This window comes from Pseudomonas sp. Sample_11 (assembly GCF_004307505.1).
GTDB classification, from domain to species: Bacteria; Pseudomonadota; Gammaproteobacteria; order Pseudomonadales; family Pseudomonadaceae; genus Aquipseudomonas; species Aquipseudomonas atacamensis.
Genome location: NZ_RCOD01000096.1, coordinates 169,607 through 193,826, shown reverse-complemented (window position 1 = coordinate 193,826; position 24,220 = coordinate 169,607). Strand labels below are relative to the sequence as shown.

Sequence of the window (24,220 nt, the reverse complement as noted above, 5' to 3'; positions counted from 1 at the left end):
TCTGCAAATGGCCATTAGTGCGTTTCAACCCCTGACCAACAGTCCATGGCAGGCGTCCACTGCGGACAGCTGCCTGAGCGTTAGTCAAGCGATCGCACCGCCGTCCACGGTCAGGATGGCGCCAGTGATCAGGCTCGCGGCAGGACTGGCCAGATAGACCACCGCACTCGCAACCTCGCGAGGCTCGCCAAAACGTCCCAAGGACGACAGGCTCCGCTGAAAGTCGCCGGCGGGGCCGTCGGCTGGATTTGCGTCGGTGTCGACCGATCCCGGCTGAACAAGATTAACGGTTATGCCGGTGGGGCCGAGTTCACGCGACAAACCCCGGGTGAATGCGAGCAACGCCGACTTGGACATTGCATAGGCTGTTACACCCGCAAAGGGCACCCGCTCTGCCAGTCCCGAGCCAATTGAGATGATTCTTCCGCCAGCGGGCAGATGTGGGATGACCGCCTTTGCGAACAGGACGGGGCCTCGCACGTTGATATCCATCAGTGCTTGATAGTCGTCTACATCAATGTCGGCGATCATTCCGTTCAAGCCGATAGCCGCGCTATTGACGAGAATATCGAGGCCGCCCAGCGTCGAGATGGCCTGCGCGACTGCGCATTCAATGGCTTGCGGGTTGGCACTGTCGGCTTGAATTGCGATAGCACGACGCCCTTTATCAGCGATGAATTTGGCCACTGCCTCAGCTTTTTCCGTCGACTGCTGGTAGGTGAACGCAACATCGGCGCCATTCTCTGCCAGTGCCACTGCGATAGCGGCGCCGATCCCGCGAGCTCCTCCCGTCACCAACGCACGTTTTCCTTCCAAATCGATCATTACTCACCTGTCTGGCATGCAGTTATTTGGCCGCGCGCATTCACCAGGGATGGTGCAAGCGTGCCGATACGGGGGCGGATATTAGGGATCCAGTTCCTTGGTTTGTAGTCTCGTGGGTTGTATTACTGTGTCGCACAAATCGGAACATCCAACCGGGTGTTGGCGTTATTCGCGAGTGAGGAATGAAACTTTGGAGAAATATTCGGGTGCGCTGATCAGGACTGGACGTATTGCCGCGATAGCTCTGATGGATCAATAAGTAAGCCTGGTATCCATACTTTGCTTTCAGGACTCACTCTAAGGGAGCTTGCAATCGGGTCTTTCAGCTCTGTGGCGACTCAGGAATATGTGCCGCCTGGTCGCAGTATTCAAGCAGCAATTCGGTGAGCACCCTTATCTTTCGCGCAGGGTGCTGGCCTGGCGGTCGAACTACATAAGCGCCTGCTGGAGGCGGCGGATAATCCGTCATGATCGCTACAAGTGCGCCGCTCGCCAAATGCTCATGCGTGACCCAGTCAGGTAACCAGGCAATGCCGATGCCGGCCAAAGCTGCGGCCAGCAATGCGGTGCCATTGTCGGCTTTGAACGTTCCCTGCGGGCGCACCGTAACCATCGTGTCACCATCCATGAATGACCACGATTCATTGCCTTGCATCAGTGCTTGGTGGCTGACGACTTCGTCGGGTGTTTCGGGCGCTCCATGCGCCTTGATATAGACGGGGCTTGCCACCAATTGGCCAAAGATCGGTCCGATACACCGGGCGATCATGTTGGAATCGGGCAGGTAGCCCACCCGTATCGCGCAGTCATACCCCTCGGCGATGAGGTCAACGAAACGATCGGTGTAGTTCGTTTGCACATGAAGCTGTGGGTGACGCCTGGCCATTTCCGCGAGGATCGGCGCGAAATGTATTGGCCCCAAAGTCAGGGGCGCGGCGATCCGCAGGCGGCCACAAAGCTCGCCGGAAGGCAAGATCGCATCGCGTGCCGACTCGGCCTCAGCGCATATTCTGGCGGCGTAGTCGCGGAAGGTCGCCCCAGCTTCGGTAAGGGCCGCACCGCGGGTGGTACGCGCCATCAGTTGCACGCCCAGCTCTGCTTCCAGGCGGGCAAGCCGGCGACTGACGATAGATTTCGACGTGCCCAGGCGCGTTGCCGCACGGGAAATGCCGCCGGCATCGGCCACTTCTACAAAGGTTTCAAGCTCTTCTATATCCATTTCCACGTTCCTTTTTTTGCCACGCAGCTACGCACGGAATGCGACTACCAGAACGTACATCTGAACTGCACATTACGGAGTTCGCGCCTTGGCGCCAATAGCGGTTCCCGGGGACGTCCTGATCTGTGCGTACATGGGGCCGCTTTTCGAGCGGCCGGCAGTGCGTGCGAGTGTCGACAAGCTGCTACAGGATGTATTGCGGGAGCGTATACGGGTTGTCATTGAACGGGCCTTTACCCTATCGCAGGCTGCTGCGCATGACTTCGCGGAGCGAAGCAAACCGCTGGGGCGCGTCGTCATGAAGCCGTGAAGCCATCGCCAGAGAATTGCAGCAAAAACCGTGGCGTTCCTCATTGCGCGACACAGTTAGTCATTCGCTGCTACTACCCGAAGGTTTGAGGGCGCTGCACAGTGCATGAGGCATCGCCGCTCATAAGGCGCGCTGCACGGAAACTGATCCCGCAAATAAACGTGCCAACCCACGGCAACAAGAGGATGGATTAATGGCTTTTCGTAACGGTCTTGCTTCGCTTCTTCGTCCAGAAGACTCCGTACTTGTGTTGATCGACCACCAGCCTTTTCAACTCACCAATCTCAATAGCCACGATCCGCACGCAGCGGTCAACTGTGCGACAGCATTGGCGAAGGCTGCGAAGGCGTTTAACGTCCCGACCATTCTGACCAGTGTGATTGCCGAGCGTGGCGGTTGGATCTTTCCGCAAATCACCGACGTTTTCCCCGGTCAGGAGGTGATTGACCGAACGCTCATCAATACTTGGGAAGACAAGAAAGTAGTGGACGCGGTCAAGGCAACAGGCCGCAAGCAATTGGTCCTGGCTGGCCTGTGGACTGAGGTCTGCGTCGCCATGCCAGCGATTCAAGCACTAGGCGAGGGCTGGGACGTTACCGTGGTCACCGACGCGTGCGGTGGCGTTTCGGTCGAAGCCCATCAAGTCGCCATCCAACGCATGGTCGGCGCCGGGGCAAATGTCATGACCTGGTTGGCAGTCATGGCTGAATGGCAACGCGACTGGGCACGCCTCGATACGGCAGGCGCTGTAACCGATGTGCTTCTCCAGCATGCTGCAGGTAGCGGCATTGCTTATCTGTGGGAGCAGCAATTGCTCGACACGCCGGTACCCGCTGAAGGTTGATCAGCACGGGAGTGAGGGGCCAGTGAAGTACCGCTTTGCCAGGGAGGCGCCCCATTCCCGCGTTCATCGACGGCCGATACTGAAGGCGTGCATTCGCAATCTGCTGGGATATTGCGAATGACCAATACCTAGTCCAACACAGCACATGGCCGGCTCGGGCCAGATCACCAACATTAAGCCTGGCTGACTTTGGCGCTTGGTAACTGCCTTCATCTGCCCGCGAAGCCCGTGCACCGTCATGTCTTTGCATCGGGAGGCCCGCTGGCTCTGCGTAGCAATGCACTAAAATCCCTTCATATCGCGATCGATTGTTTCGGTGCTTTCACTCGGCGCCACAGCTTGATCAAGACCGCTCAAAACAATAATCGAGGTCTCTCTCAATGGCTGTCAGTTACAACCCTGAGCTCCACTATTCCGGCTTTCACGACCTGAGCGACCAGGTTCGTTTTCAAAGCACGGAAGGCAAGATCTGGTTTGGCGAGCAGCGCATGTTGTTGATGCAGGTATCGGCGATGGCTAATTTTCGCCGTGAACTCATCAATAGCCTCGGCGTCGACCGCGCCAAGGGGTTCTTCTTGCGCCTTGGCTACCAGTCTGGACTCAAGGATGCGGAAATGGCCCGCAAGCTCAGACCAGACAGTCCGCAGTTGCAGATGTTTCTGGTCGGCCCGCAACTGCATTCCCTCAAAGGTATGGTCAATGCGAAACCCATTCAGTTAGAGCTGGATCAGGAGAGCGGCCATTTTTATTGCGAGCTCGAATGGATTGACTCCTTTGAGGTCGAGACTTGCCTGACTGAAGTCGGCCTGATGGAGGAACCAGTCTGTTGGTCTTTGTTGGGCTACGCCTGTGCGTACAGTTCTTCATTCATGAAACGCGAAATCATCATCCAAGAAACGACCTGTCGCGGATGCGGGGATGAGCGCTGCATCATTATTGGTAAACCTGCCGAGGAATGGGAGAACGCCGCAGAATTCAGACAGTACTTTCAAGCCGACCCAATCATCGAGGAGCTGTATGAACTGCAATCACAGATCAGCTCTCTGCGTAGAAGCCTGGAGAAGCAGGAAGCTCAATTCTATGGAGTAGGGCGCTCGCCTGCCTATTTGAAGGTATGCAAGATGATCGACAAGGCTGCCAAAGGAAAAATTTCCGTCCTGCTGCTCGGAGAAACTGGCGTCGGCAAGGAGGTCATCGCACGGAGCGTGCATCTGCGCAGTGATCGCGCCGAGCAAGCGTTTGTCGCAGTGAACTGCGCTGCCATTCCTCAGGACCTGATTGAAGCCGAATTGTTTGGTGTTGAGAAAGGCGCTTTTACCGGCGCCAATCAAACCCGCCCAGGACGCTTTGAACGGGCCAACGGAGGGACGATTTTTCTAGACGAGGTGGTGGAGCTGACGCCCAGAGCGCAGGCGACATTACTTCGGGTACTGCAAGAGGGTGAACTGGAACGGGTAGGCGATTCCCGAACCCGCAAGATCAATGTGCGAGTCATCGCTGCTACCAATGAAAGCCTCGCCGACGCCGTCGAAGCGGGCCGGTTTCGCGCCGATCTTTATTACCGCTTGAATGTGTTTCCGGTGCAGATTCCCCCACTGCGCGAGCGACTTGAAGATCTGCCACTGCTGGCCGAGCACTTTATAAGCAAATTTCACTTGCAATATCACAAGCGAACGCTGGGTTTATCAGACAAAGCTCTTGAATTGTGTCGCCGCTACGCCTGGCCGGGGAATATTCGCGAATTGGAAAATACGATTGAGCGTGGCGTCATCCTGACCGACAGCAACGAGACCATAGGCCAGGATGCACTCTTTGCAGTCTTCCCAAAAACAGACGATTCGCACGGTGATCGTCTCAACTCTGATGGCGCGTTAGTTCAGGCTGGCGGTGAAGAACCTTGTCCCGATTGGGTTACGCAGATCTTTGATAAAAACATCAGCCTGGATGCTGTGGAAGAACGGCTGATGCGCCGCGCCATGGAGCTTTCACACCAAAACGTCTCGCAAGCCGCTCGCATGCTCGGGTTGACCCGGCCGGCACTGGCCTATCGCCTGAAGAAAAGCGGCTTGTTGCATGACGAGAGTCTTGAGTGACTTTGCGTGGCCGCCTGGCGGTTCACCGTGGACCACGCTTGAGCTGGATTGATCAAATCAACAAAACCTCGCCGAGACTTCATCAAATGATCAAACAAGCCCTTCGATAAACTCCGAGCCCGATACTCGCGACATCACATTAAGTTATATGTCATTGATAAATATCGATTTATATAAGTTTTATAAAATTGGCATAGCCCTTGCTCCAGTACCAATTGTCGCTTTTCGACGCGTAGCAATTTGCAACATGGGTTGGAAGACCGCGAATCGCAAAATCGTACTCATAAATGGAGAGTTCATGAATACTCGAAGCATCAAATTGATCACTGCAGCAATGGCGCTCGCCTCATGGTTAGTAACAATCACTCCAGCGTCGGCGCAGTCAGCTACTGAAGCGCAATCTGCTGCTTCACTAGCGGTTGTCGTGGAATTCCTGGCCAATACCGCACCCGATAAAGTCGAAGCCGCGGCAATGAGGTTGGCAGCTCCAGACGCCACCTATGTTTCTCTAAACTTTGACAATCCAGAACTCAGAAAAATCATGCCGTGGACCGGCACAAACAAAGGTCCCAAAGCCTTTAGCTCTTTGTTTTTGCAGGTCTCAAACTACTGGAAAATCGAAGACTTTACGATTACTACCAAAATCGCTTCCGGCGAAGATGTCGCGATTTTCGGTAAGTTCACCTACCGCTCCGTGGCGGTCGGACATCTGTTCACATCACCGTTTTCCATCCATGCGAAAGTTCAGGATGGAAAGATGACCTATTTCCAGTTCATGGAAGATACCTACGCGTCTGCCAGTTCGTTCCGGCAGTCCGGTTCATGGACCGTGAAGACATCCAAAGATGCACTTCCCTTCAAGGTGGGCGCGAATTAGCCGCAGATGATGTGCACTTGCAAAAGCAGCTTGGCAAGCGTTTTTCGGGCATTTAACTGAACCCCGCGAACGCGGCTGAACAATGCTGCATTCGTAAATTCAAGGGGCTTTTCGGCACCCCTGAACTCGTCCGGAAAGTGGCTTTTAGCCCTACCAGGACGGGTAGCGTTCTGCTTGCGCAGCCACGCATAACGCCGCTTTCGTATTGCTCTACTTACCAAAGGAAATCCGCCATGTCCAACAAGTACTTAGAAATACTGACCCCGCAAAACAGCCAAGTGATTTTCATCGACCACCAGCCCCAAATGGCCTTTGGTGTGCAGTCGATAGATCGGCAGGTGCTGAAAAATAATGTCGTGGGGTTGGCCAAGGCTGCCAAAGCGTTCGGCATACCTACCACCATCACGACTGTGGAAACCGAGGGTTTCTCTGGCAATACATACCCTGAGTTGCTAGCGGTATATCCGCAGAACAAAATCCTCGAACGTACTTCAATGAACTCCTGGGATGACCAAAACGTTCGTGATGCCCTGGCAGAGTCCGCCATTGCCGGCCGTAAGAAGATCGTCGTATCCGGCCTGTGGACCGAGGTCTGCAACACGACCTTCGCACTGTCCTGCCTGCGCGATACAGACTATGAAATCTATATGGTTGCCGACGCCTCGGGTGGCACCTCGATCGACGCGCACAACTACGCCATGGACCGCATGATTCAGGCCGGTATCGTACCGGTTACCTGGCAGCAGGTGCTGCTCGAATGGCAGCGGGATTGGGCGCGCAAGGAGACCTATGAAGCCGTGATGGGGATCGTGCAGGAACATTCCGGCGCCTACGGGATGGGTGTGGATTATGCCTACACCATGGTGCATAAGGCGCCTGAGCGGGTGCAACATGGCGAGCACATCGGTCCAAACCCTGCTAAATAAATCCGTTATGCAAGAGCTGTCGCGCAGGGCTGACGCGATAGCTCCACCCATCGGCGTTATTGTCCAAAACACGAGGTGGAGCATGAGGATGTATGCAGTTTAAAAGTCCAGTCAGACGTGAGTAACCGGTTCGCAAGGTTCGCTATTCCCTGAAGGCCCTGGAAACGGGCTTTATATCTGTGAGGCCTCTACCTATGACATCGCGCCGAAAACTTCTCCAGGCCGCCTCCACCTTAGCGTTAGGGGGTGTCTTTGGACGCAGCGCTTTTTCCGAAACTCTAAGTAGGGAAGGGCCGAATATGACCGATTCCATTCCGGACATCATTTTCCACAATGGCGAGATCACTACACTGGATCGCGCCAACCCAGTCGCCCACGCCGTTGCAATCAAAGACGGCAAGTTTCTGGCTGTAGGGTCAGACCAGGAAGTCCTGGCGCTGGCTGGCTCAGCCACAAAAGTTGTCGACCTCAAGCGCCGTTGTGTGCTCCCTGGCTTAGTCGATAACCATACCCACATGGTCCGCGGCGGCCTTAACTACAATCTGGAATTGCGCTGGGACGGTGTGCGTTCACTGGCTGACGCCATGGACATGCTCAAGCGCCAAGTGGCTAACACACCAGCACCGCAGTGGGTTCGCGTGGTAGGTGGCTTCACTGAACACCAGTTCGCTGAAAAGCGTTTGCCAACCATAGCCGAGATCAATGCGATCGCGCCCGATACACCTGTATTTCTTCTGCATCTCTATGACCGGGCCTTGCTCAATGGTGCGGCCTTGCGCGCGGTCGGCTACACCCGAGATACCCCCGAGCCACCAGGCGGGAAAATTTACCGCGATGCCAATGGTGCGCCTACGGGCCTGCTGTTGGCCACGCCCAACGCGACGATCCTTTACGCCACGTTGGCCAAGGGACCGAAGTTGCCCTTCGACTATCAGGTCAACTCCACTCGCCATTTCATGCGCGAGCTCAATCGCTTGGGTGTGACAGGGGTTATTGATGCGGGCGGCGGTTTCCAAAACTATCCCGACGATTACGCAGTGATCCAGAAGTTGGACAACGATGGGCAAATGACGGTCAGGTTGGCTTACAACCTGTTCACTCAGAAACCCAAGGAAGAGAAGGAGGATTTCCTCAAGTGGACCTCCAGCGTTAAGTACAAGCAAGGAAACGACTACTTCCGTCACAACGGCGCGGGCGAAATGTTGGTGTTTTCCGCTGCCGACTTCGAAGATTTTCGCCAGCCGCGACCGGACCTGCAGCCCGAGATGGAGGGAGAACTGGAGGAAGTTGTGCGCATCCTCGCAGAGAACCGATGGCCGTGGCGGTTGCATGCCACCTACGACGAAACCATTACCCGAGCGCTGGATGTATTTGAGAAGGTCAACGAGGACATCCCCCTCGCTGGCATCAATTGGTTCTTTGATCATGCCGAAACCATCTCGGACAAATCAATCGACCGTATCGCCGCGCTCGGCGGTGGCATCGCTGTACAACATCGTATGGCTTATCAGGGGGAGTACTTCGTCGAGCGCTACGGCGCCCGTGCGGCGCAAGCGACCCCGCCCGTAGCGCGCATACTGGAAAAAGGGGTGAAAGTGTCTGCAGGCACCGATGCCACCCGGGTTGCCTCCTACAACCCCTGGGTTTCCCTATCCTGGATGGTAACCGGTAAAACGGTGGGCGGTCTGAATCTGTACCCTCAACGAAACCTGCTTGATCGCGAAGCGGCGTTGCGGATGTGGACAGAGAATGTCGCCTGGTTTTCTAACGAAGAGGGCAAACGTGGTCGCATCCAGACCGGTCACTTTGCTGACCTGATTGTGCCAAGTAAGGACTACTTCTCTGTGCCTGAAGACGAGATTTCATTTCTTACCGCCGATATGACCGTGGTTGGCGGGCGCGTGGTTTACGGGGCCGGCCAATTCGCCAGGTTTGACGACAACCCGCTACCGCCCGCCATGCCTGACTGGTCGCCGACGCGTACCTTTAAAGGTTATGGCGCTTGGGGAGACCCAGACGGAGCAGGCAGAAACTCGCTGGCTCCGCTGCGCGCCCAAGTCGCGGCCTCGTGCGGCTGCGCAAGCTTTTGCGGCCTGCACGGTCACGATCATGCCGGTGCATGGGGATCCAATGCTCCAGTATCGGACCCCCGAAGTTTTTTTGGTGCCTTGGGCTGCTCCTGTTGGGCCGTGTAGAAATGGGCCGGTGATCGATCAGCTATCCTATGAGGGTCATCGGCCATTACTCCTGCACTGCCAGCGCGTCAATCAATTCTTGGGTGGTCACGATTGAATGAGCGACGGTCGGCCCGTTCAACTCGTGGGGTGCTACGTGTTTGACGCTTTTGGCTGGGAGAATGGCGGCGAGGACGTTGCGGACCATTGCGCACGCTTTTGGCCGAGTGCGCTCTAAAGAGATTACAAGGAACTATGCAGCCACAAACTCGATCACCGTCTTGCCCCTGCCGCGGCCTTCGGCGACTTGGCGAAATGCCTCGTTGACGTCGTGCGGCGCAAAGTGCTGTTGATCCACGCGGATTGTCAGTTGACCCGCATTGGCCAGCGCAGCGGCCTCGCGCAGGATAGCGCCGTGATGGTCGCGTCCTTTGCCGGTGAGCAGCGGAGCCAGAGTGAAAACCCCCGAGTAGGTGGCACTTTTGAACGATAACGGTGCCAGGCTGTGCTGGCCCCAGCCCAGGCAGCTCAGCACGTGCCCGGTATAGGCTTTCACGGCTTTGAATGATGCATCCAGCGTGCTGCCGCCGACGGTGTCGTAGACAATGTCGAACCCTTCGCCGGCGGTGTAGTGCTCGACATAATCCTCAACGCTCTGTGCCTGATAGTCGATCGCCGTAGCCCCCAGCGAGCGTATGAAGTCGAGACTGCCCGCCGAACCGGTGGCGTAGACATCGGCACCGCGTGCCTTGGCCAGTTGCACAGCCACTTGGCCGACCCCGCCCGCGCCCCCATGAATCAGGACACGCTGACCGGAGCGGACATTGGCGTGATCGACCAGACCTTCCCACGCGGTGATGAATACCAAAGGCAATGCAGCCGCCTCACGCATGCTGAGGGTGTGTGGCTTGACCGCGATCAGGCGGGCATCCACGGCAATGTACTCGGCCATGGTGCCTTGGGCACCGCCGATCCCGCCGGGCATGCCGAAGACTTCCTGACCCGGGGTGAACCCCTCGACCGCTTCGCCCGTTTCGACCACCGTACCGGCAAGATCAAGGCCGAGCACGGCCGGCAGCGTTTGGCGGGCGTGAGCCCCTGCGCCGGCGGCAATTTTGGTATCGAGCGGATTGACCCCTGCGGCGTGAACCTTGACCAGTACTTGCCCCTTACCGGGAACAGGGCGGTCGATGTGACGGATGGCCAGAGGGGATTGAGCGGACTCGGCGATGGCGGCAAGCATGGAATGTTTCATGACGGGAACCTGTGTTGGGATGGACGCTTACAGATTGCCGCGCTTTAATCATTCCGATAAGAAACCCAATGTGCATATGACTTATTCCCCAAAGAGAACCAATCGTCGATGGATCTGTTCGACAGCATGCATGTCTTTGTTCGCGTCGTGGAGCGCGGGTCTTTCTCGGCGGTCGCCCGTGAACTGAACGTGGGGCAGCCGGCAGTGAGTAAGCAAGTGCGCGCGCTGGAGCAGTATCTGGGTGGGCCACTGTTCGCACGCAGCACTCGGCACCTGGCCCTGACCGACCAAGGTCAACGCTTCTACGACCACTGCCAGGAAATTCTCGGCCACGTCGAAACTGCCACGCGAAGCTTCACCAGTGGCCAGGAGCAGATTGCCGGCCCTTTACGAGTCGCCGCCCCGGTCAGTTATGGAAGGTTATGCATCGCACCGCTCATAGGGACTTTCCTGCAACGCCATCCTGATGTGCGGATTGACCTGCGGCTGAGTGACCACAATGAAGACCTGCTCAAGGAAAACATCGATCTGGCTATTCGCATTGGCGCGGTGAAGAGCGAGGGATTGGTGGCACTGCCACTGGGCAATAGCCCACGGCGTGTCTATGCCGCGCCCGCTTACCTGGCTCTGCACGGCGTGCCACGTGAGCCAAGCGAACTGTCCGATCACAACTGCATCGGCTTCACGTTGCTGGAGCATTACGACCGTTGGCACTTTACCCACAGCGCCGAAGAACTCGATGTAGCCATTCAGGGCAACGTCACCAGCAACAGCAGCGAGGCCATCCGCGAAATGGTGCTCTCCGGCCTGGGTATTTCCCTCTCTCCGCAATGGCTGTTCACAGCTGACGTCGAGCAGGGCAGGGTGAGTACCGTCCTCGACAACTATCAGACCAGCGCGCTGCCTGTCAGCGCCGTACTCAGCCGCGAGCGGCGACGTTCAGCGCGGACGATGGCGTTCATCGATTTTCTACGCGAGCAATTGTTGTAGCAGCGTTTCGCTCGGAAGACGGATCTACATGGATCCATCAGCGAATTTTTCCTGCCACTGAAGTCGTCACGGACAGGTGACTCGAGCTGATCCCTGACAAGCTCTTATTGGCCGTCAATCAGACGCGGCAGTTGCAGCGGATTAGCCTCGCGCAGTGCTTCAGGCAGCAGCACATCCGGGAAGCCCTGATAAGCGACAGGTCGCAGGAAGCGCTCGATCGAGCTCATGCCCACCGAGGTGAAGCGGCTGTCGGAGGTCGCGGGAAACGGGCCGCCGTGGACGGTGGCGTAGTTGACTTCCTGCGGGTGAGCAAAGGCGTTGACGACAATGCGCCCGGTGCGCCGCTCCAGCACCGGCAGCAGTCGCCTGGCCAGTGCAAGGTCGCTGTTTTCCAAGTGCAGGGCCGCGCTGAGTTGCCCCTGGAGTGAGCGCGCTACGGCCAGCAATTGTGCTTCGTCGTCGACGCTCACGAGCAGCGCTGACGGCCCGAACACTTCCTGGGCCAGCAACGGTTCGCTCAGAAACCTTACGCCGTCGACCTCGAGCAGCGCCGACTGACCGTCGAAGTCCGCATGGCTTGCACCCCCTTGCGCGATGCGACGCGCGCCGGCACGTTCCATGAGCTTCAGCCCGTCTAGATAGGAGGCGTGAATGCCGGGCGTCAACATCGTCCGTGCGGCGGCTTCGCTTACGCGTTTCACCATGGCGCTGCGCAGCGTTTCGAGACCGGGGCCTTTGATCGCGATCAAAAGGGCAGGGCGCAGGCAGGCCTGGCCGACATTGACCAGCATGCGCTCGATGAACCCGTCGCCAATTTGTCCACCCCGCACAGCGAGCGCGGCGGGCAGAATGAAGGTTGGATTGACGCTGGTCATTTCGGTGAAGACCGGAATCGGGGCCGGGCGACGTTGCGCGCGGCGATACAAAGCCATGCCGCCGTGTTCCGAACCGGTGAAAGTCACCGCCTTGATCAGCGGATGATCGACCAGCGCTTCGCCGATCGTATTACCGGCGCCCCGCACCATTGAGAACACCCCCTCGTGCAAGCCGTGCTCCTGCACCGCCTGACGGATCGCACGGGCCTGGATTTCCGAGGCGCCGGGATGCGCGTTGTGCGCCTTGAGGATCACGGTTGCGCCGGCGGCCAGTGCCGACGCGGTGTCGCCACCGGCAACCGAGTAGGCAATCGGAAAGTTACTGGCGCCGAAAATTGCCACCGGGCCGATGGCGATTTTTTGCAGCCTATGGTCCATGCGCGGGCGCGGCTGACGTTCAGGCTGCGCTGGGTCGATCGCCAGTTGCAGAAAGCGGCCTTGACGCACCACCTCGCCAAACTGGCGAAACTGCGTGGCTGCGCGGTTCACTTCACCTTCGAGCTGCACCTGGGGCAAGCCCGTTTCGAGTGCGGCGCGTGATGCCAGTTCTGAACGCACACTTTCCAGGTTATCGGCGATGCTATGCAGAAACGCCGCCCGTTGGCTCAGCGAGGTGTGGCTGTAACTGTCGAACGCCTCGTCCGCGAGCACTGCAGCCTGATGCACGTGCGCCGCGTCGCCCAGGGCAAAGTCCGGTTCGATCCATTCCTGAGTGGCGGGGTTGAGCGCCTTCATCGTGCCGGCAGTGGCCGCGACGTCGTTTGCGCCGATGATCAACTGTCCTGTGAGGTACATCGCCATTACTCCTGCACTGCCAGCGCTTCAATCAGTTCCTGGGTGGTGACAATTGAGTGAGCGAAGGTCGGCCCGTTCAACTCGTGGGCGGCGTGCATCATTTCCGCGCGGAAAGCGGCGGTCGCATCGCGCACCAGCGTGACGTGGTAGCCCAATTCCGAGGCGTAGCGGGCGGTCGCTTCGATGCAGGTGTTTGCGAGCAGGCCGACGATGATGACGTGGGTGATGCCTTTCTGCTTCAGGCGAAAATCAAGGTCGGTATTGGCAAAGCCGCTGGAGCCCCAATGTTCCTGCACGACAATGTCGCCGTCCTTCGGCGCGAAATCGGGATGCCATTCGCCGCCCCATTCACCACGTGCGAAGTGGTGCATGTGCATGATTTTGCACTGGGTCGGTGTTGGATGGTCCCAGCCTTCGTAGTCGCCATGTTCCCAACGGTGGTGCGGCACGATGACCACTGGAATGTTCTGCGCTCGTACGGCGCGATCGAGGGCTCGCAGGTTGTCGAGCAGCCCGACCTGTTCGGCAATCGGCTTGATCAAGGGGAAGACCTTGCCGTTTTCCGAGAGAAAATCGTTGTACGGATCGACCAGCAGATAAGCGGTGCGGTTCAGCGGATAAGGGGCGTTCGACATGACTATGTACTCCACGCAAGTTGAGTGACCGATGCCGTGGGCTCGCCCGGGCATCAGTTTTTTATGACGACGAAAAAGCTCAAGTCAGTTGAAGGCGCTGCGGTAGGCAAAGAGGCCAGGCAAGCCGCCGGTCATCACAAACAGTAGATTGCTTCCCGCCGGGTAGTCGCCTTGGCGCACGGCAGCGAGCAACCCGGCGAAGGCCTTGCCACCGTAGACCGGATCCGTCAGCAAACCCTCAACGGAGGCCAGCAGCCGGACCGCTTCGAGCATCGATTCGGTGGGGGCGCCATAGGCGTCGCCACGTTGACTGCCATCCACAGTGATTGCGCTTTCCACAAGGGTTGCGGACGGGTCCAGGAGCTGCAAGGTTTCCCGAGTTTTGCTCAGGGTCGCCGCCGTGGCCTGCTCCTCAGTTGCCAATACCGAATAGCCGATAACTTCGGTTGATGATCGAGCGAGTGCCAGACCTGCTTGCAGTCCTGAATGGGTTCCGGCGCTGCCATTGGGGATGATGATCCGCTCGAAGTGAACGCCGAGCGCGTCCGCCTGGCGGAGAATCTCTCCCGCACAAGCGGCGTAGCCCAGACTGCCCCTGGGGCTGGAGCCGCCCAATGGTATGAGGAAGGGTTTTTTGCCTTGGCTTCTGAGCGTGCTGAGCAATTCTCCAGCGTAGCTGTCCGGCGTCAAACCCCGCAGCAGTCGATGAACCTTTGCGCCAAACAGGCCATTGAGCAATACGTTGCCGTTATGACAAAAATCGTCATCGCTGCGCACCGCCGACGGGGTCAGGATAAGCTCGCAGGCCAAGCCGTGGTGGGCCGCGACGGCGGCGGTCAACCGGGCGTGATTGGATTGAAAACCGCCCCAGGTAACCAGTGTGTCGGCGCCTTCGGCCAATGCTTCGCCAAGCAGGAATTCGAGTTTGCGCAGTTTGTTGCCACCACCGCCGAGGCCCATCAGGTCATCGCGTTTGACGTACAGATTGCAGCCATGCAGCTCGGCTGCCCGGCTCAGGCGGGACAGCTTCTGAATCGGTGTCGGGCCTTCCAGCAGCGCCACTCGGGGGTAAGCAGCCAGCGCAGTTTCCAGTTGATTCAAGTCGTGAGGCATGACGGTTCACTTGACGTTGATGAAAGGAAGTGGGGCGGTCACTTCACCAAGGCCCCGGCCAAATGGTTAATAACTGGTATTGCAGTTAAGTCGCTTTGTCAGGCCGGGGCGGACTCTCGTGCCACTTGCCTGAGAATTTCTTCGTACTCCTTGACGGATAGCGATCCGGACACCAACTGGCGACCGTTCAGTACCATGGCCGGGACCGGGTTAATCCCGCGTTCAAGGTAAAAGCTCTCAAGTTCACGGACTTCGAGAGCGAACGCCTCGCTGGCCAAAATCTCTCGGGCGCGGGTGGTTGAAAGTCCCGCTTCAGCGGCCAGGCGCACCAATGTTTCGTGGTCGCTGGGGTTCTCGCCATTGCTGAAATAGGCCTTGATCAGGATTTTCTTCAGCGCGACCTGGCGGCCTTCCTGCACGGCCCAGAGCAGAAGGCGATGGGCATCGAAGGTGTTGTAGAAATGGCTGCGCTTGTCCAGGTCGAACTGAAAGCCGATGGCTTTGCCACGCGCGACGATCATTTCATTGCGCGAGGCGACTTCTTCGGCGCTGCGCCCGTATTTGCGCATCATGTGCTTGATGGCGTGCTCGCCCTCGGCCGGCATGTCCGGGTTCAGTTCGAAGGGCTTGAAGGTCAGCTCCACGGCAACCTCGCCGGCAACATTCGCGATGGCTTGTTCCAGCGCTGTGGCGCCGAGTGCGCACCAGGGGCACACGACATCCGACACAAAGTCGATACTGACGGGGAAAGTCATTTCTTCGACTCCGTCAGTTGTTGGCGGTACTCGGTGGTGGTAATTCCGGCATAGCCCCAGTTGTCGGTGTCGACCTCTTCAATAACGATATGGGTGAGGTGCGGGTCCTTGTTGAGGACGGTTTGCATGGTTTTGGTGATCTCGGCGATGACTTGAGATTTCTGTTCTTTGGTGACGCCGTCGCGAGTGATACGAACGCTGATGAAAGGCATGGGATAAGTCTCCAGTAGGCGCCCCATCGACATGATGAGGGGAGCAGTGGGATGGACTTTAGAGTGTTGCGTTCAGGGGATAAATCAGGGGCGGAGAACATCACTTATAACGCGATGTAATCAATACAGCTGAGGGCTTTGCAGAAGTTAAATCGCCCTCCCTGGCTGCAGGCGCGGGGAGGGCGAGTGCTACGGCGAGAGGAATCAGTTCTGCGCTTTGCTCATGCGGGTAAATAGCTCGGTGGGTACTTTCTTGCCGTTGGAAATGTACTGATTGGTTCTGAACTTGTAGACCTCACCTTCCGAAAGAAAACCATCGTGGTTGGTGTCCATCGCTTTGAATTCTTCACCGCCCTGCGGTGCCACAGCCAGCAGTTCTTTAAGAGAGACGAGGCCATCATGGTCGGTGTCTGTGCGAGCGAAAGAGTCGTCGCCACATTTGCCTTCACCGCACTTGCCCTCGGCAGTAGCGGACTTGTCGCTGGCTTCGCTGGCCCCGCATTTGCCTTCGCCACACTTGCCTTCGCCGGTTTTATCGGCCGATGCCAGTTGGTAGCCTTGAGGCAATGGCTCTACAGCGAATGCCGCAGACGATGCCAGGCTCATGCCACCGGCTAAAGCAATTGCGGCCAGGCCAAGACTGGTTTTGTTCGACATTGATTTACGGTACATAGTGCTTCTCCAGATGCTTTGCGCGGCCAGGCCGCGGTTCATGCCACAGGGCGGATAGACCCTCAAGGAAGTTCGAGGCGAAAGGCGCAAGCGTCTTCCACTTCGATACAGCGTCCTTGTTCGGGTAGGCCTATTTAGCGGGAGTCATGTATCGGCGATGTATCGGCGAGCGGAGCATTTGTAAGCCAATCCCAAGACTTAGCGTTTGGGTACATAGAGATACAAAAACCGACCTCAGCCTTTGCGCGTCACTCAGGACAACAGCTTTAAAACGGGTGTCGCGGCTACGCCGACGGCAGCTTGCGCATGCAACTGGCGCAGCAGCACCAGTGCGTCAGCGACGAAGCCGGTCACGTCTGAAGCACCAGCCTCCGCAGCCAAAGCGTGCAACTGCGCTCGACCATCCATGTCAGGGAACTGCTCGATCCGCTGCAACAAACGGAACGCGAGAGGGCTGACCTGGGAAAATTGGACCTGGCCACTCGGCACACGGCTGATCAGCAGCAACGTCGGTTGTTCTGGCGGTTCAGAAGGCAAGTGGCCTGGCGCGAGACGATGTACGGCCCAGGTGTAAGCCAGCGGCCAGACGAGCGGGGAGAGCCTGAGGGGACGGTCGAGTAAATGCGCCGCATCACTGGCCTTTAACGGCGCAGCGTCCAACTGTTGCAGCGCCATTTCCACCCACTCGTAATGAGCCAATTCAGGCAAGAACGGGTACCAGGGGTGTTCGTGGCCGGGCGAGTCTTCCAGGCTCGCTACGAAGTCTACAAACTCACGGGCAATTTCTCCGAAGCGTGGCGTTTGCGCGCGGTAATCACGCAAAAAACGTCGTACCAGTGCACGCCAACCGGCATCACCCAGCACGGCAACCAGCACCGGAAACGTCCCACCCAGCAACCCCAACAGATTGTTCAACACCAAGTTGAGATAGACCTGCGCTCTCTCGGGATTCATCTGCGCAGGTGGCGCATAACTGTCCGGGTCACGCAGGTACCGGGTCAGTGCGAGCTGCTGACTGTGCAGGCTTGAAGGGGAGTCAGCCATCGACGGTCACCCGCACCAAAGCATTGGCGTCGCGTTGCAAGCGCCTGATGGTGTTCAGCTCAGCCACCAGTTCGTCGTAGGACGGAAAGTTGAAATCGCGCTCCAGCAGGGTTGGCTTCACGCCGAAAAGGTCATAAGCCTGGCCCAGCAATGACCAGACTACCGGTTTGACCGACGCACCATGGGTGTCGATGATCAGGTCATCAGCTTCGTCGTAATGGCCAGCCACATGCATGGCGGTTACGCGTTCTGGTTCCAGGCCGGCGAGGAAAACTGCTGGATCGAAGCGGTGGTTCACCGAGTTGACGTACACATTGTTAACGTCGAGCAACAGGTCGCAATCGGCCTCGCGGAGCACTGCATTGGTAAAAGTGAGTTCGTCCATGTCCTGATGAGCAGCGGCGTAGTAGGAGACATTTTCTACAGCAAGACGACGACCGAGAATGTCCTGTGCACGGCGGATGCGCGCAGCAACGTGATGAACGGCTTCCTCAGTGAATGGCAACGGCAGCAGGTCGTATAAATGGCCATCGTCACTGCAGTAACTCAGGTGTTCGCTATAAAACGGCACGTTGAAGCGATCAAGAAACCCGCGGACTTGCTCAAGAAAAGATTCGTCCAGCGGTGCACTGCCACCCAGCGACAGTGACAGGCCATGGCATGACAGCGGGTAGCGTTCAGCTAGCAACTGCAAGGCCTCACCATGAGCGCCACCGATGCCGATCCAGTTCTCTGGAGCAACCTCCAGAAAATCGAAATCACCGACCGGAGCGTCACGAAGCGTGTAGAGCAGCGCACGGCGCAATCCCAGCCCGACGGTCGCCTCAAGGGAGAGCTGTGGAGCGAATTGTGTTGATGATGATGTGTTCGTTTGCATGAGCTCAATACTCCGATTCGACGTCTGGAACCCCCGATCCACAGCACCTCCACGGTTACCGCTGGCAGCCGGGAGGTGTGAATCGGGTGATTGAAACCCGCCACGGTTCTGCTCAAACGAGGTTGATCACCACGTTGATGTTGTTCCGCGTCGCTTTGGAGTACGGGCATGTCTGGTGTGCGGTGTCGATCAGGTCTTGAGCAACGTTGCGATCCAGCCCGGGAAGGGAGACGTTGAGGCAAGCCTGGAGGAAATACGCACCATCGGTTGTGCCTAGATCGACTTCGGCGTCGACGGCAAGGTCAACCGGGAGGGTGACTTTCAGCTTGCTCGCCGCTAGTCCCATTGCACCGATAAAACAGGCCGACCAACCCGCGGCGAACAACTGCTCTGGGTTGGTACCGGCGCCAGAAGTGCCAGGCGACGACAGCTTTATATCCAGTCGGCCGTCGTCACTGACGGCGGTGCCATTGCGACCACCCGAGGAGGTATGGACTTTGCCGGTGTACAGCACTTTATCAATATGGGTCATGGTGAAATTCCTGATTCACTAGCGGGGGTTGAGAGCGATAACCTTGGTGACGCGATAACACTCAGCGTGCATTCAAACGCTTGAGATACCGACCGATGAATGCATCCAGGCTCAGCTTGCCGGCGCCTGTGAATACCAGTGGCAGAAGTGCGACGAGATAGATCAACGGCAGCTTGAAATTGCCGTAGCCTTTGTTGCTGATGGAGTACCCCATAGCCAGTTCGCTCAACGTCGACCAGTGTGCTGGCCAGTGAACTGCGGCAGTTGCCACGACGGTGACCACTATGAGGATCAGTGCCGAAAGACGTGTTCCCAGGCCTACAAGCAAAGCAATGGAACAGAGCAGTTCTGCCCACATGGATAACTGCCAATTGAACGTAGCCGGCAGATGATTGAAGGGAAAAGGAAAGGCCCCTTGAATGCTGGGGAACCAGTTCTCACCGTTCCACTTTTCCCATCCCGCTTCAAAAAACTCCCAGGCCAGAAAAACGCGCAGGCTTAAAGGAGCGATCCAGTCCCCAGCGCGATCGAGATTAAGTTGCAGCCGATTCAAGACCGATAACGCGTTTGTTTGCATGGGTTTAATCCTCCGACTTGTCGTCAAGAAAGTGGAAGCCGTTCAGGTGCTCCCAATGACAGCTGTCAGGCACAGGAGCACTGCGCTGGCCGTGGGCGCAGTTCATCGTGCTGGTGTATCTCGCTTGTGTCTGAGGGGGCGGGAAGATCAATGTTGTGTAACGTGTTTGCGTCCGTACACACTTGGATACAGAGCGATACCTGTCGAAGGCGCTATTTTGGAGTTGGGATATACGATCGGCTGCGTTCTGCCGGTGACTGGCGGGAGGATTTCTGGCGGGGCGTAGTCATTTTCTGCCCGCCAATAATCTGTATTGGCAGAGAAATGTCCCGAGGATTGGTCAGTTGTAGCAGCGGTGTGCTGGTCAACCCGTGCGTGAACTGCGCGCGAATGCGAGTCTGCCAGGCGTTGAATGCAGCCGCGGCATGACAGATATTGTGCTGGAGTGAAGGGCTAAGCCTGGCCCAGCCCTGTAAATCAGTACTGTCGCAGTTATCTGCGGTTCATTTTTTCTCGGCGCTGACCTGGCCGGTATATTTGGGGAGGTTGATTTCCACATCGGCTTTTTGTTGCAGGCCTAGTTCCATGAGCCGGCCGATATGGTGCTGGGCTGCGGGGCGTCGAACCGAGTTGAGAAAACCTGTCCATTCCTTACCGATGTCTTCGTTTGGGGGCAGGGAGGCTATGTTCACCAGATCCTTGATCTCGCCCAGAGACTGCTTGTCGAAGGTGGCAATGCGGCGAGCCAGAGTGTCGACAAAACCGTTCAGTTCACCTTCGGGGAAACTGCGGTTTACGTAGCCATAACGCTCGGCCAGCTTGCCGTCGATGTCGCTACCGCTCAGCAAGACCTCTAATGCGCGGCCGCGGCCGATGAGACGCGGCAGACGTGCCATTGGGCCTCCACCAGGGACAAAGCCGGCGCCAATTTCAAATTGGGACAGCACTGCCTTATCGCTGGCAAAACGCATATCGCTGGCCAGGGCCAGTTCGCTGCCTACGCCTGAGGCGCGGCCGTTGATCATCGAGATGGAAACCACTGGGGACTTACTCAGGCGTACCAGCATGTCCGGAAGTGGCGGTAGGCCGGTCTTCCCGTTAGGCATTTGCAGGGTGCGCTCCAGAGGCTCCGCAAAGTCGTAGTGGGTCAGGAAGAAACCAGGAACCTTGCTTTCAAAGACCACCACTTTGAGCTTGTTGTCGCTTTCGATCGCGCTGATCACCTTCTCGAGCTGAAAGGTAGAGTCAGGGCCATATATGTTGAAAGGCGGGTTATTGATTTGCACCCGCCAGTATTCCGGGCTGATTTTTTCAATGAGAAACTGGTTGGGTGAGGAGCTGGCAGATTTAGGGGAGCTGGCAGAGTCGGCTGCCAGGGCTTGACCCGCCATGGCAGTACCGCCAAGCAGCATGCTGACGGCGAGAGTCGCGCTTACGATACGTCGTAGTTTCATGGAGAACTCCAACTTAATCGAATGAACTGCGATGAATTGACCTGAATCCTGTTCAGGATCACGAGCACCGGATGATGCTCGACTCAGCAGTATGATCGGCAGCCGCGTTTTGGCAAATTCAGGCGCCACTACCAGCGGCAGCCGTGGCGCAAGCCAAGGTTTCTGTTGATGGAAGCCAGTTTTGCAAACAAGTCAGTCGAGCCGAATTCAGTCCCTCATATGCTTACCAAGAAATGCCCCCACCAACCCGGCAATCTGCCCAGGCTGCTCATCCAGCGCGAAATGCCCGGCCTCCAATACATGAATCTCTGCATTCGGCAAATCCCGGCGATACGCCTCGGCCTCCGCCACATCAAAAGACGGATCAAACTTGCCCCACACCACCAGGGTCGGCGGTTGATGTTCGCGCAACCACGCTTGCCACTTCGGATAGCTGGCCACGTTGTTGCGATAGTCGTAGAAAAGATCACTCTGTATATCCGCTTGCTGCGGCTGGTTCAGGAAGTTGAACTCATCGGTCCACAGATCCGGGTTGAAAACCTCGATATTCGGGTTGGCCCCCACGTGCCGTTGCCGAGTGGTCGCGAAGGAGAAAAAACTTGCCCGCAGTCCCGCCTCGTTTGCCGCCCGATTGGCCCAGAACTCACGACGTTTTTGCCACAACGGCCCTAAACCATCCTCATGGGACACTGCATTCTGGACAATCAGCGCCTGCAACCGTTCAGGATGAGCCAGCATCAACCTGAAGCCCACGGGGCCGCCGTAATCCTGAACATACAGCGCATAATTTTTCAGCCCCAACGCGTCAGTGAAATGCTCCATTACACTGGCCAGATGATCGAAGGTATAGGCAAACGCCTTGGGGTCGGGCGCATCGCTATGACCAAAGCCCGGATAGTCCGGCGCAACCAGATGGTAATGCTCAGCCAGACGCGCCAGCAGCGGGTCATACATGCGTGAAGAACTGGGGAAACCGTGCAGCAATAATAAGGTAGGCGCATCCGGCCGACCGGCTTCACGGTAGAAAATCGTCAGGTCATCGACTTTGATACTTCGGTAGGCAACGGCCAGTTGCGCGGTGGAATATCCCGCCGAATCGGCAGCTTGGGTAGTGCTGGAAAGAGACAAACCCAAAGCGCAACCAAGGGCCAGGGCAGACAACAATTTACTCATCGCAGGGCTCCGACAGAAGGGTGGAAGGAGGTGACTGATAACGGTGCCACCTCGATGTATCCACCCTGTATCGGTTTTGTAATCGCCGGTATGTTTCCCGGGGAAACTTACACAGCGATACACACCCCGCACGTCCCCGCGCGCTCTTATTGGAGCGCGGTGGATTTGTAATGGCGGGTCTGGAACAGCCTAAGGCATCAAGCGCATCTCTCGCAGTTTGTCGAACACGTCGAAAAATGCCTGATCACTCGCTTGGTAGGCAGTGAAGCCCATCAGGCGGCTTTTCGACATATCCGTGACCACTTCGATGGGCCGACCGAGGTCGGCATCGGTATGCCATGGGGAAATCAGGCGACCGATATCGGATTCTTTCAAATCGTGTTCTGCGACTATTTGCGCCCAAACGGCTTGATCGTCCGCCATCTGCTTCTCTAGAGGCGAAGGTGACGCAGGATAGTCAGCAGCAGGCAGGTCGAAGTATTCGGCAATTCGGCTCCACATCCATTTCCAGCGGAATACATCGCCATTGGTGATATTGAATGCCTGATTTGCCGCAGCCGGCGTGGTGGCCGCCCACAGTTGCTGTTTCGCCAACTGCCGCGCATCGGTCATGTCGGTGAGGCTGTCCCACTGCACTTTTGATCCTGGAAACACGAAAGGGCGATTGGTGTGTTTGCAAATCGAGGCATAGACGGCGAGGGTGGTTGCCATGTTCATCGCATTGCCCACGGCCACCCCGGTGACGGTATGCGGGCGATGCACGCTCCAGGTGAAACCGTCCTTTTCCGCAGCGGCGAAGAGTTCGTCTTCTTGGGCGTAATAGAAGTTCTCGACATCGAGGCGACCCTGTTCTTCGCGAAACGGTGTCTGCGGCAGACTGCCCTTACCGTAGGCTTCGAACGGGCCGAGGTAGTGTTTCAGGCCGGTAACCAGTGCTACGTGTTTGACGCTTTTGGCTGGGCGAATAGCGGCGAGGACGTTGCGCACCATGGCTGCATTGACGCGAATGTTTTCGGCCTCCGTGGCTTGCCGCGACCATGTGGTAATGAACACATGCGTGGGTTTCACATCCCTTAGCGCCTGTTCCAGAGAAGCAGGATCCTGAAGGTCTGCCGCGACAGGGATCACGCCTTGCGCTTGCGATGGATGCCTCGACAGCGCAGCGACCTGCCACTGGTTGTCGATGAGTAACTGAGTGATGGCGCTACCGACGATGCCGCTGGCGCCCACGACTAGAGCTGTCTGGGTCATAGGTTTCTCCTGGATTTGAGTTTGGGAGTCCGTCTGAGCAACAGAGGTTCAACCTGAAAATCCGTTAGAGTGCGCGCTACTACCCGCTAAAGCCTGTGAGAAAAATGACTCGTCCGCTGTTTGTCGCTCTGGATGGCCCCAAAGGCGTCGGCAAAACCTCGCTGTTGGAGGCCATCACTGAAGTCCTGAGGGCAGACAACCAGAAAGTCATCCGACTGTGCGAGAAAAAAAGCGACCCGTTCAGGGGCGAGACAATGCATCTGGTGAACCGGCTCGTCCGCCATCCTGACCGGGATCTGGAACTGGAAGTTTGCCAACGCCTGGCTGATAGCCGCCGCTGGATCTCCCAGCACGTGCTGACCAAACAACCCGCCGACAGCATCATCCTGATCGATCGCTGGTACCCGTCCGATGCCGCGTTTCGCCGGATAGTGCCTTTCGCTGAAATCCTGCAGTTGAACACTGACCGCAACGTACAGGTGCCCGACCTGCATGTGGGGGTGGTCACAGCGGCGGAGATTTCGTGGGCGAGGGCAGGGGCACGCCGGCGCGGCTTGAGCAGTACTGTACTTCGCGGTCTGGAGGAGCATGTCGCTTGTACTGAGGCGTTTGAGGTGGCCGCTGCCGATCAGGGTTGGTTTTTGTGTCGGAATGAAGGGACGATCGAGGAGGCGACGGGGCGGGTGGTAGGGGAGATTAATCGGGTGGTGAGCCGCCTGCGTGTTCCTTAGCGCCAGTCCTT

The 24,220-nt window shown here is 57.4% G+C and carries 23 protein-coding genes; 7 read left to right on the top strand and 16 right to left on the bottom strand.

The annotated features are described in order from the left end of the window. Window positions 1–84: 84 nt before the first annotated feature. Both D8U60_RS25615 and D8U60_RS25610 read right to left on the bottom strand, forming a co-directional pair. Entirely contained in the window at window positions 85–825 is a 741-nt protein-coding gene (locus tag D8U60_RS25615; protein ID WP_122692570.1) for an SDR family oxidoreductase, read from the bottom strand. Between the two features lie 322 nt (window positions 826–1,147). Beyond that, complete coding sequence (locus D8U60_RS25610) at window positions 1,148–2,044, bottom strand: LysR family transcriptional regulator (RefSeq protein WP_016774759.1); 897 nt, start codon at window positions 2,042–2,044, stop codon at window positions 1,148–1,150. 503 nt (window positions 2,045–2,547) lie between these two features. On the opposite strand from D8U60_RS25610, the gene D8U60_RS25605 reads away from it, so the two are divergent. From D8U60_RS25605 to D8U60_RS25585, 5 genes are all read left to right on the top strand, one after another. Then, window positions 2,548–3,198 carry a hydrolase gene (locus tag D8U60_RS25605; RefSeq protein WP_071172471.1) on the top strand — a complete coding sequence of 217 codons (651 nt, stop codon included), beginning with the start codon at window positions 2,548–2,550 and terminating at the stop codon, window positions 3,196–3,198. A gap of 380 nt (window positions 3,199–3,578) precedes the next feature. Beyond that, entirely contained in the window at window positions 3,579–5,291 is a 1,713-nt protein-coding gene (locus D8U60_RS25600; protein WP_071172470.1) for a sigma-54-dependent Fis family transcriptional regulator, read from the top strand. Window positions 5,292–5,589: 298 nt separating this feature from the next. Then, window positions 5,590–6,168: a nuclear transport factor 2 family protein gene (locus tag D8U60_RS25595; RefSeq protein ID WP_016774755.1), complete on the top strand. Its 579-nt coding sequence runs from the start codon at window positions 5,590–5,592 to the stop codon at window positions 6,166–6,168. 233 nt (window positions 6,169–6,401) lie between these two features. Beyond that, the gene (locus D8U60_RS25590; protein WP_071172469.1) at window positions 6,402–7,094 is read left to right on the top strand and encodes a hydrolase; all 693 of its coding nucleotides are present in this window, start codon (window positions 6,402–6,404) and stop codon (window positions 7,092–7,094) included. A gap of 299 nt (window positions 7,095–7,393) precedes the next feature. Continuing rightward, on the top strand, window positions 7,394–9,289 hold the full coding sequence (locus D8U60_RS25585) for an amidohydrolase (RefSeq protein ID WP_223631322.1): 1,896 nt from the start codon (window positions 7,394–7,396) through the stop codon (window positions 9,287–9,289). Window positions 9,290–9,521: 232 nt separating this feature from the next. On the opposite strand, the gene D8U60_RS25580 is transcribed toward D8U60_RS25585, so the two are convergent. Then, a complete protein-coding gene (locus D8U60_RS25580; protein WP_130901241.1) occupies window positions 9,522–10,523 on the bottom strand; it encodes a zinc-dependent alcohol dehydrogenase family protein in 1,002 nt (333 codons plus the stop codon). 108 nt (window positions 10,524–10,631) lie between these two features. Between D8U60_RS25580 and D8U60_RS25575 the strand changes: the two genes are divergently transcribed. Further along, window positions 10,632–11,513, top strand: coding sequence for a LysR family transcriptional regulator (locus tag D8U60_RS25575; RefSeq protein WP_122698266.1), 882 nt, complete (start codon window positions 10,632–10,634; stop codon window positions 11,511–11,513). 104 nt (window positions 11,514–11,617) lie between these two features. Here D8U60_RS25575 and D8U60_RS25570 read toward each other — a convergent pair whose 3' ends face one another. From D8U60_RS25570 to D8U60_RS25510, 13 genes are all read right to left on the bottom strand, one after another. Further along, entirely contained in the window at window positions 11,618–13,183 is a 1,566-nt protein-coding gene (locus D8U60_RS25570) for an aldehyde dehydrogenase (NADP(+)) (RefSeq protein ID WP_122698267.1), read from the bottom strand. Between the two features lie 5 nt (window positions 13,184–13,188). Next, a complete protein-coding gene (locus D8U60_RS25565) occupies window positions 13,189–13,818 on the bottom strand; it encodes an isochorismatase family cysteine hydrolase (RefSeq protein ID WP_041480352.1) in 630 nt (209 codons plus the stop codon). 84 nt (window positions 13,819–13,902) lie between these two features. After that, window positions 13,903–14,931: a D-cysteine desulfhydrase family protein gene (locus D8U60_RS25560; RefSeq protein ID WP_123442471.1), complete on the bottom strand. Its 1,029-nt coding sequence runs from the start codon at window positions 14,929–14,931 to the stop codon at window positions 13,903–13,905. A 98-nt stretch (window positions 14,932–15,029) separates the two neighbouring features. After that, window positions 15,030–15,686 carry a DsbA family oxidoreductase gene (locus D8U60_RS25555; protein ID WP_130901240.1) on the bottom strand — a complete coding sequence of 219 codons (657 nt, stop codon included), beginning with the start codon at window positions 15,684–15,686 and terminating at the stop codon, window positions 15,030–15,032. Beyond that, window positions 15,683–15,898: a 4-oxalocrotonate tautomerase family protein gene (locus tag D8U60_RS25550; RefSeq protein ID WP_016774741.1), complete on the bottom strand. Its 216-nt coding sequence runs from the start codon at window positions 15,896–15,898 to the stop codon at window positions 15,683–15,685. The genes D8U60_RS25555 and D8U60_RS25550 overlap by 4 nt, the downstream gene beginning before the upstream one ends. 204 nt (window positions 15,899–16,102) lie before the next feature. Beyond that, entirely contained in the window at window positions 16,103–16,570 is a 468-nt protein-coding gene (locus D8U60_RS25545; RefSeq protein ID WP_130901239.1) for a hypothetical protein, read from the bottom strand. A gap of 252 nt (window positions 16,571–16,822) precedes the next feature. Beyond that, window positions 16,823–17,614: a putative DNA-binding domain-containing protein gene (locus D8U60_RS25540; RefSeq protein ID WP_130901238.1), complete on the bottom strand. Its 792-nt coding sequence runs from the start codon at window positions 17,612–17,614 to the stop codon at window positions 16,823–16,825. Next, window positions 17,607–18,491 carry a DUF692 domain-containing protein gene (locus tag D8U60_RS25535; RefSeq protein WP_130901237.1) on the bottom strand — a complete coding sequence of 295 codons (885 nt, stop codon included), beginning with the start codon at window positions 18,489–18,491 and terminating at the stop codon, window positions 17,607–17,609. Before D8U60_RS25535 ends, D8U60_RS25540 begins: the two co-directional genes overlap by 8 nt. A gap of 112 nt (window positions 18,492–18,603) precedes the next feature. After that, on the bottom strand, window positions 18,604–19,023 hold the full coding sequence (locus D8U60_RS25530; RefSeq protein WP_130901236.1) for an organic hydroperoxide resistance protein: 420 nt from the start codon (window positions 19,021–19,023) through the stop codon (window positions 18,604–18,606). Window positions 19,024–19,084: 61 nt separating this feature from the next. Continuing rightward, window positions 19,085–19,600, bottom strand: a complete 516-nt coding sequence (locus D8U60_RS25525; RefSeq protein WP_130901235.1) for a DoxX family protein — start codon at window positions 19,598–19,600, stop codon at window positions 19,085–19,087. Between the two features lie 503 nt (window positions 19,601–20,103). Further along, window positions 20,104–21,054: an enoyl-CoA hydratase/isomerase family protein gene (locus D8U60_RS25520; RefSeq protein WP_130901234.1), complete on the bottom strand. Its 951-nt coding sequence runs from the start codon at window positions 21,052–21,054 to the stop codon at window positions 20,104–20,106. 207 nt (window positions 21,055–21,261) lie between these two features. Continuing rightward, window positions 21,262–22,227, bottom strand: coding sequence for an alpha/beta hydrolase (locus tag D8U60_RS25515; RefSeq protein ID WP_130901233.1), 966 nt, complete (start codon window positions 22,225–22,227; stop codon window positions 21,262–21,264). A 189-nt stretch (window positions 22,228–22,416) separates the two neighbouring features. Next, complete coding sequence (locus D8U60_RS25510; RefSeq protein WP_130901232.1) at window positions 22,417–23,478, bottom strand: SDR family oxidoreductase; 1,062 nt, start codon at window positions 23,476–23,478, stop codon at window positions 22,417–22,419. 104 nt (window positions 23,479–23,582) lie between these two features. Between D8U60_RS25510 and D8U60_RS25505 the strand changes: the two genes are divergently transcribed. Next, entirely contained in the window at window positions 23,583–24,209 is a 627-nt protein-coding gene (locus D8U60_RS25505) for a dTMP kinase (RefSeq protein ID WP_130901231.1), read from the top strand. The last annotated feature ends 11 nt before the right edge of the window (window positions 24,210–24,220 follow it).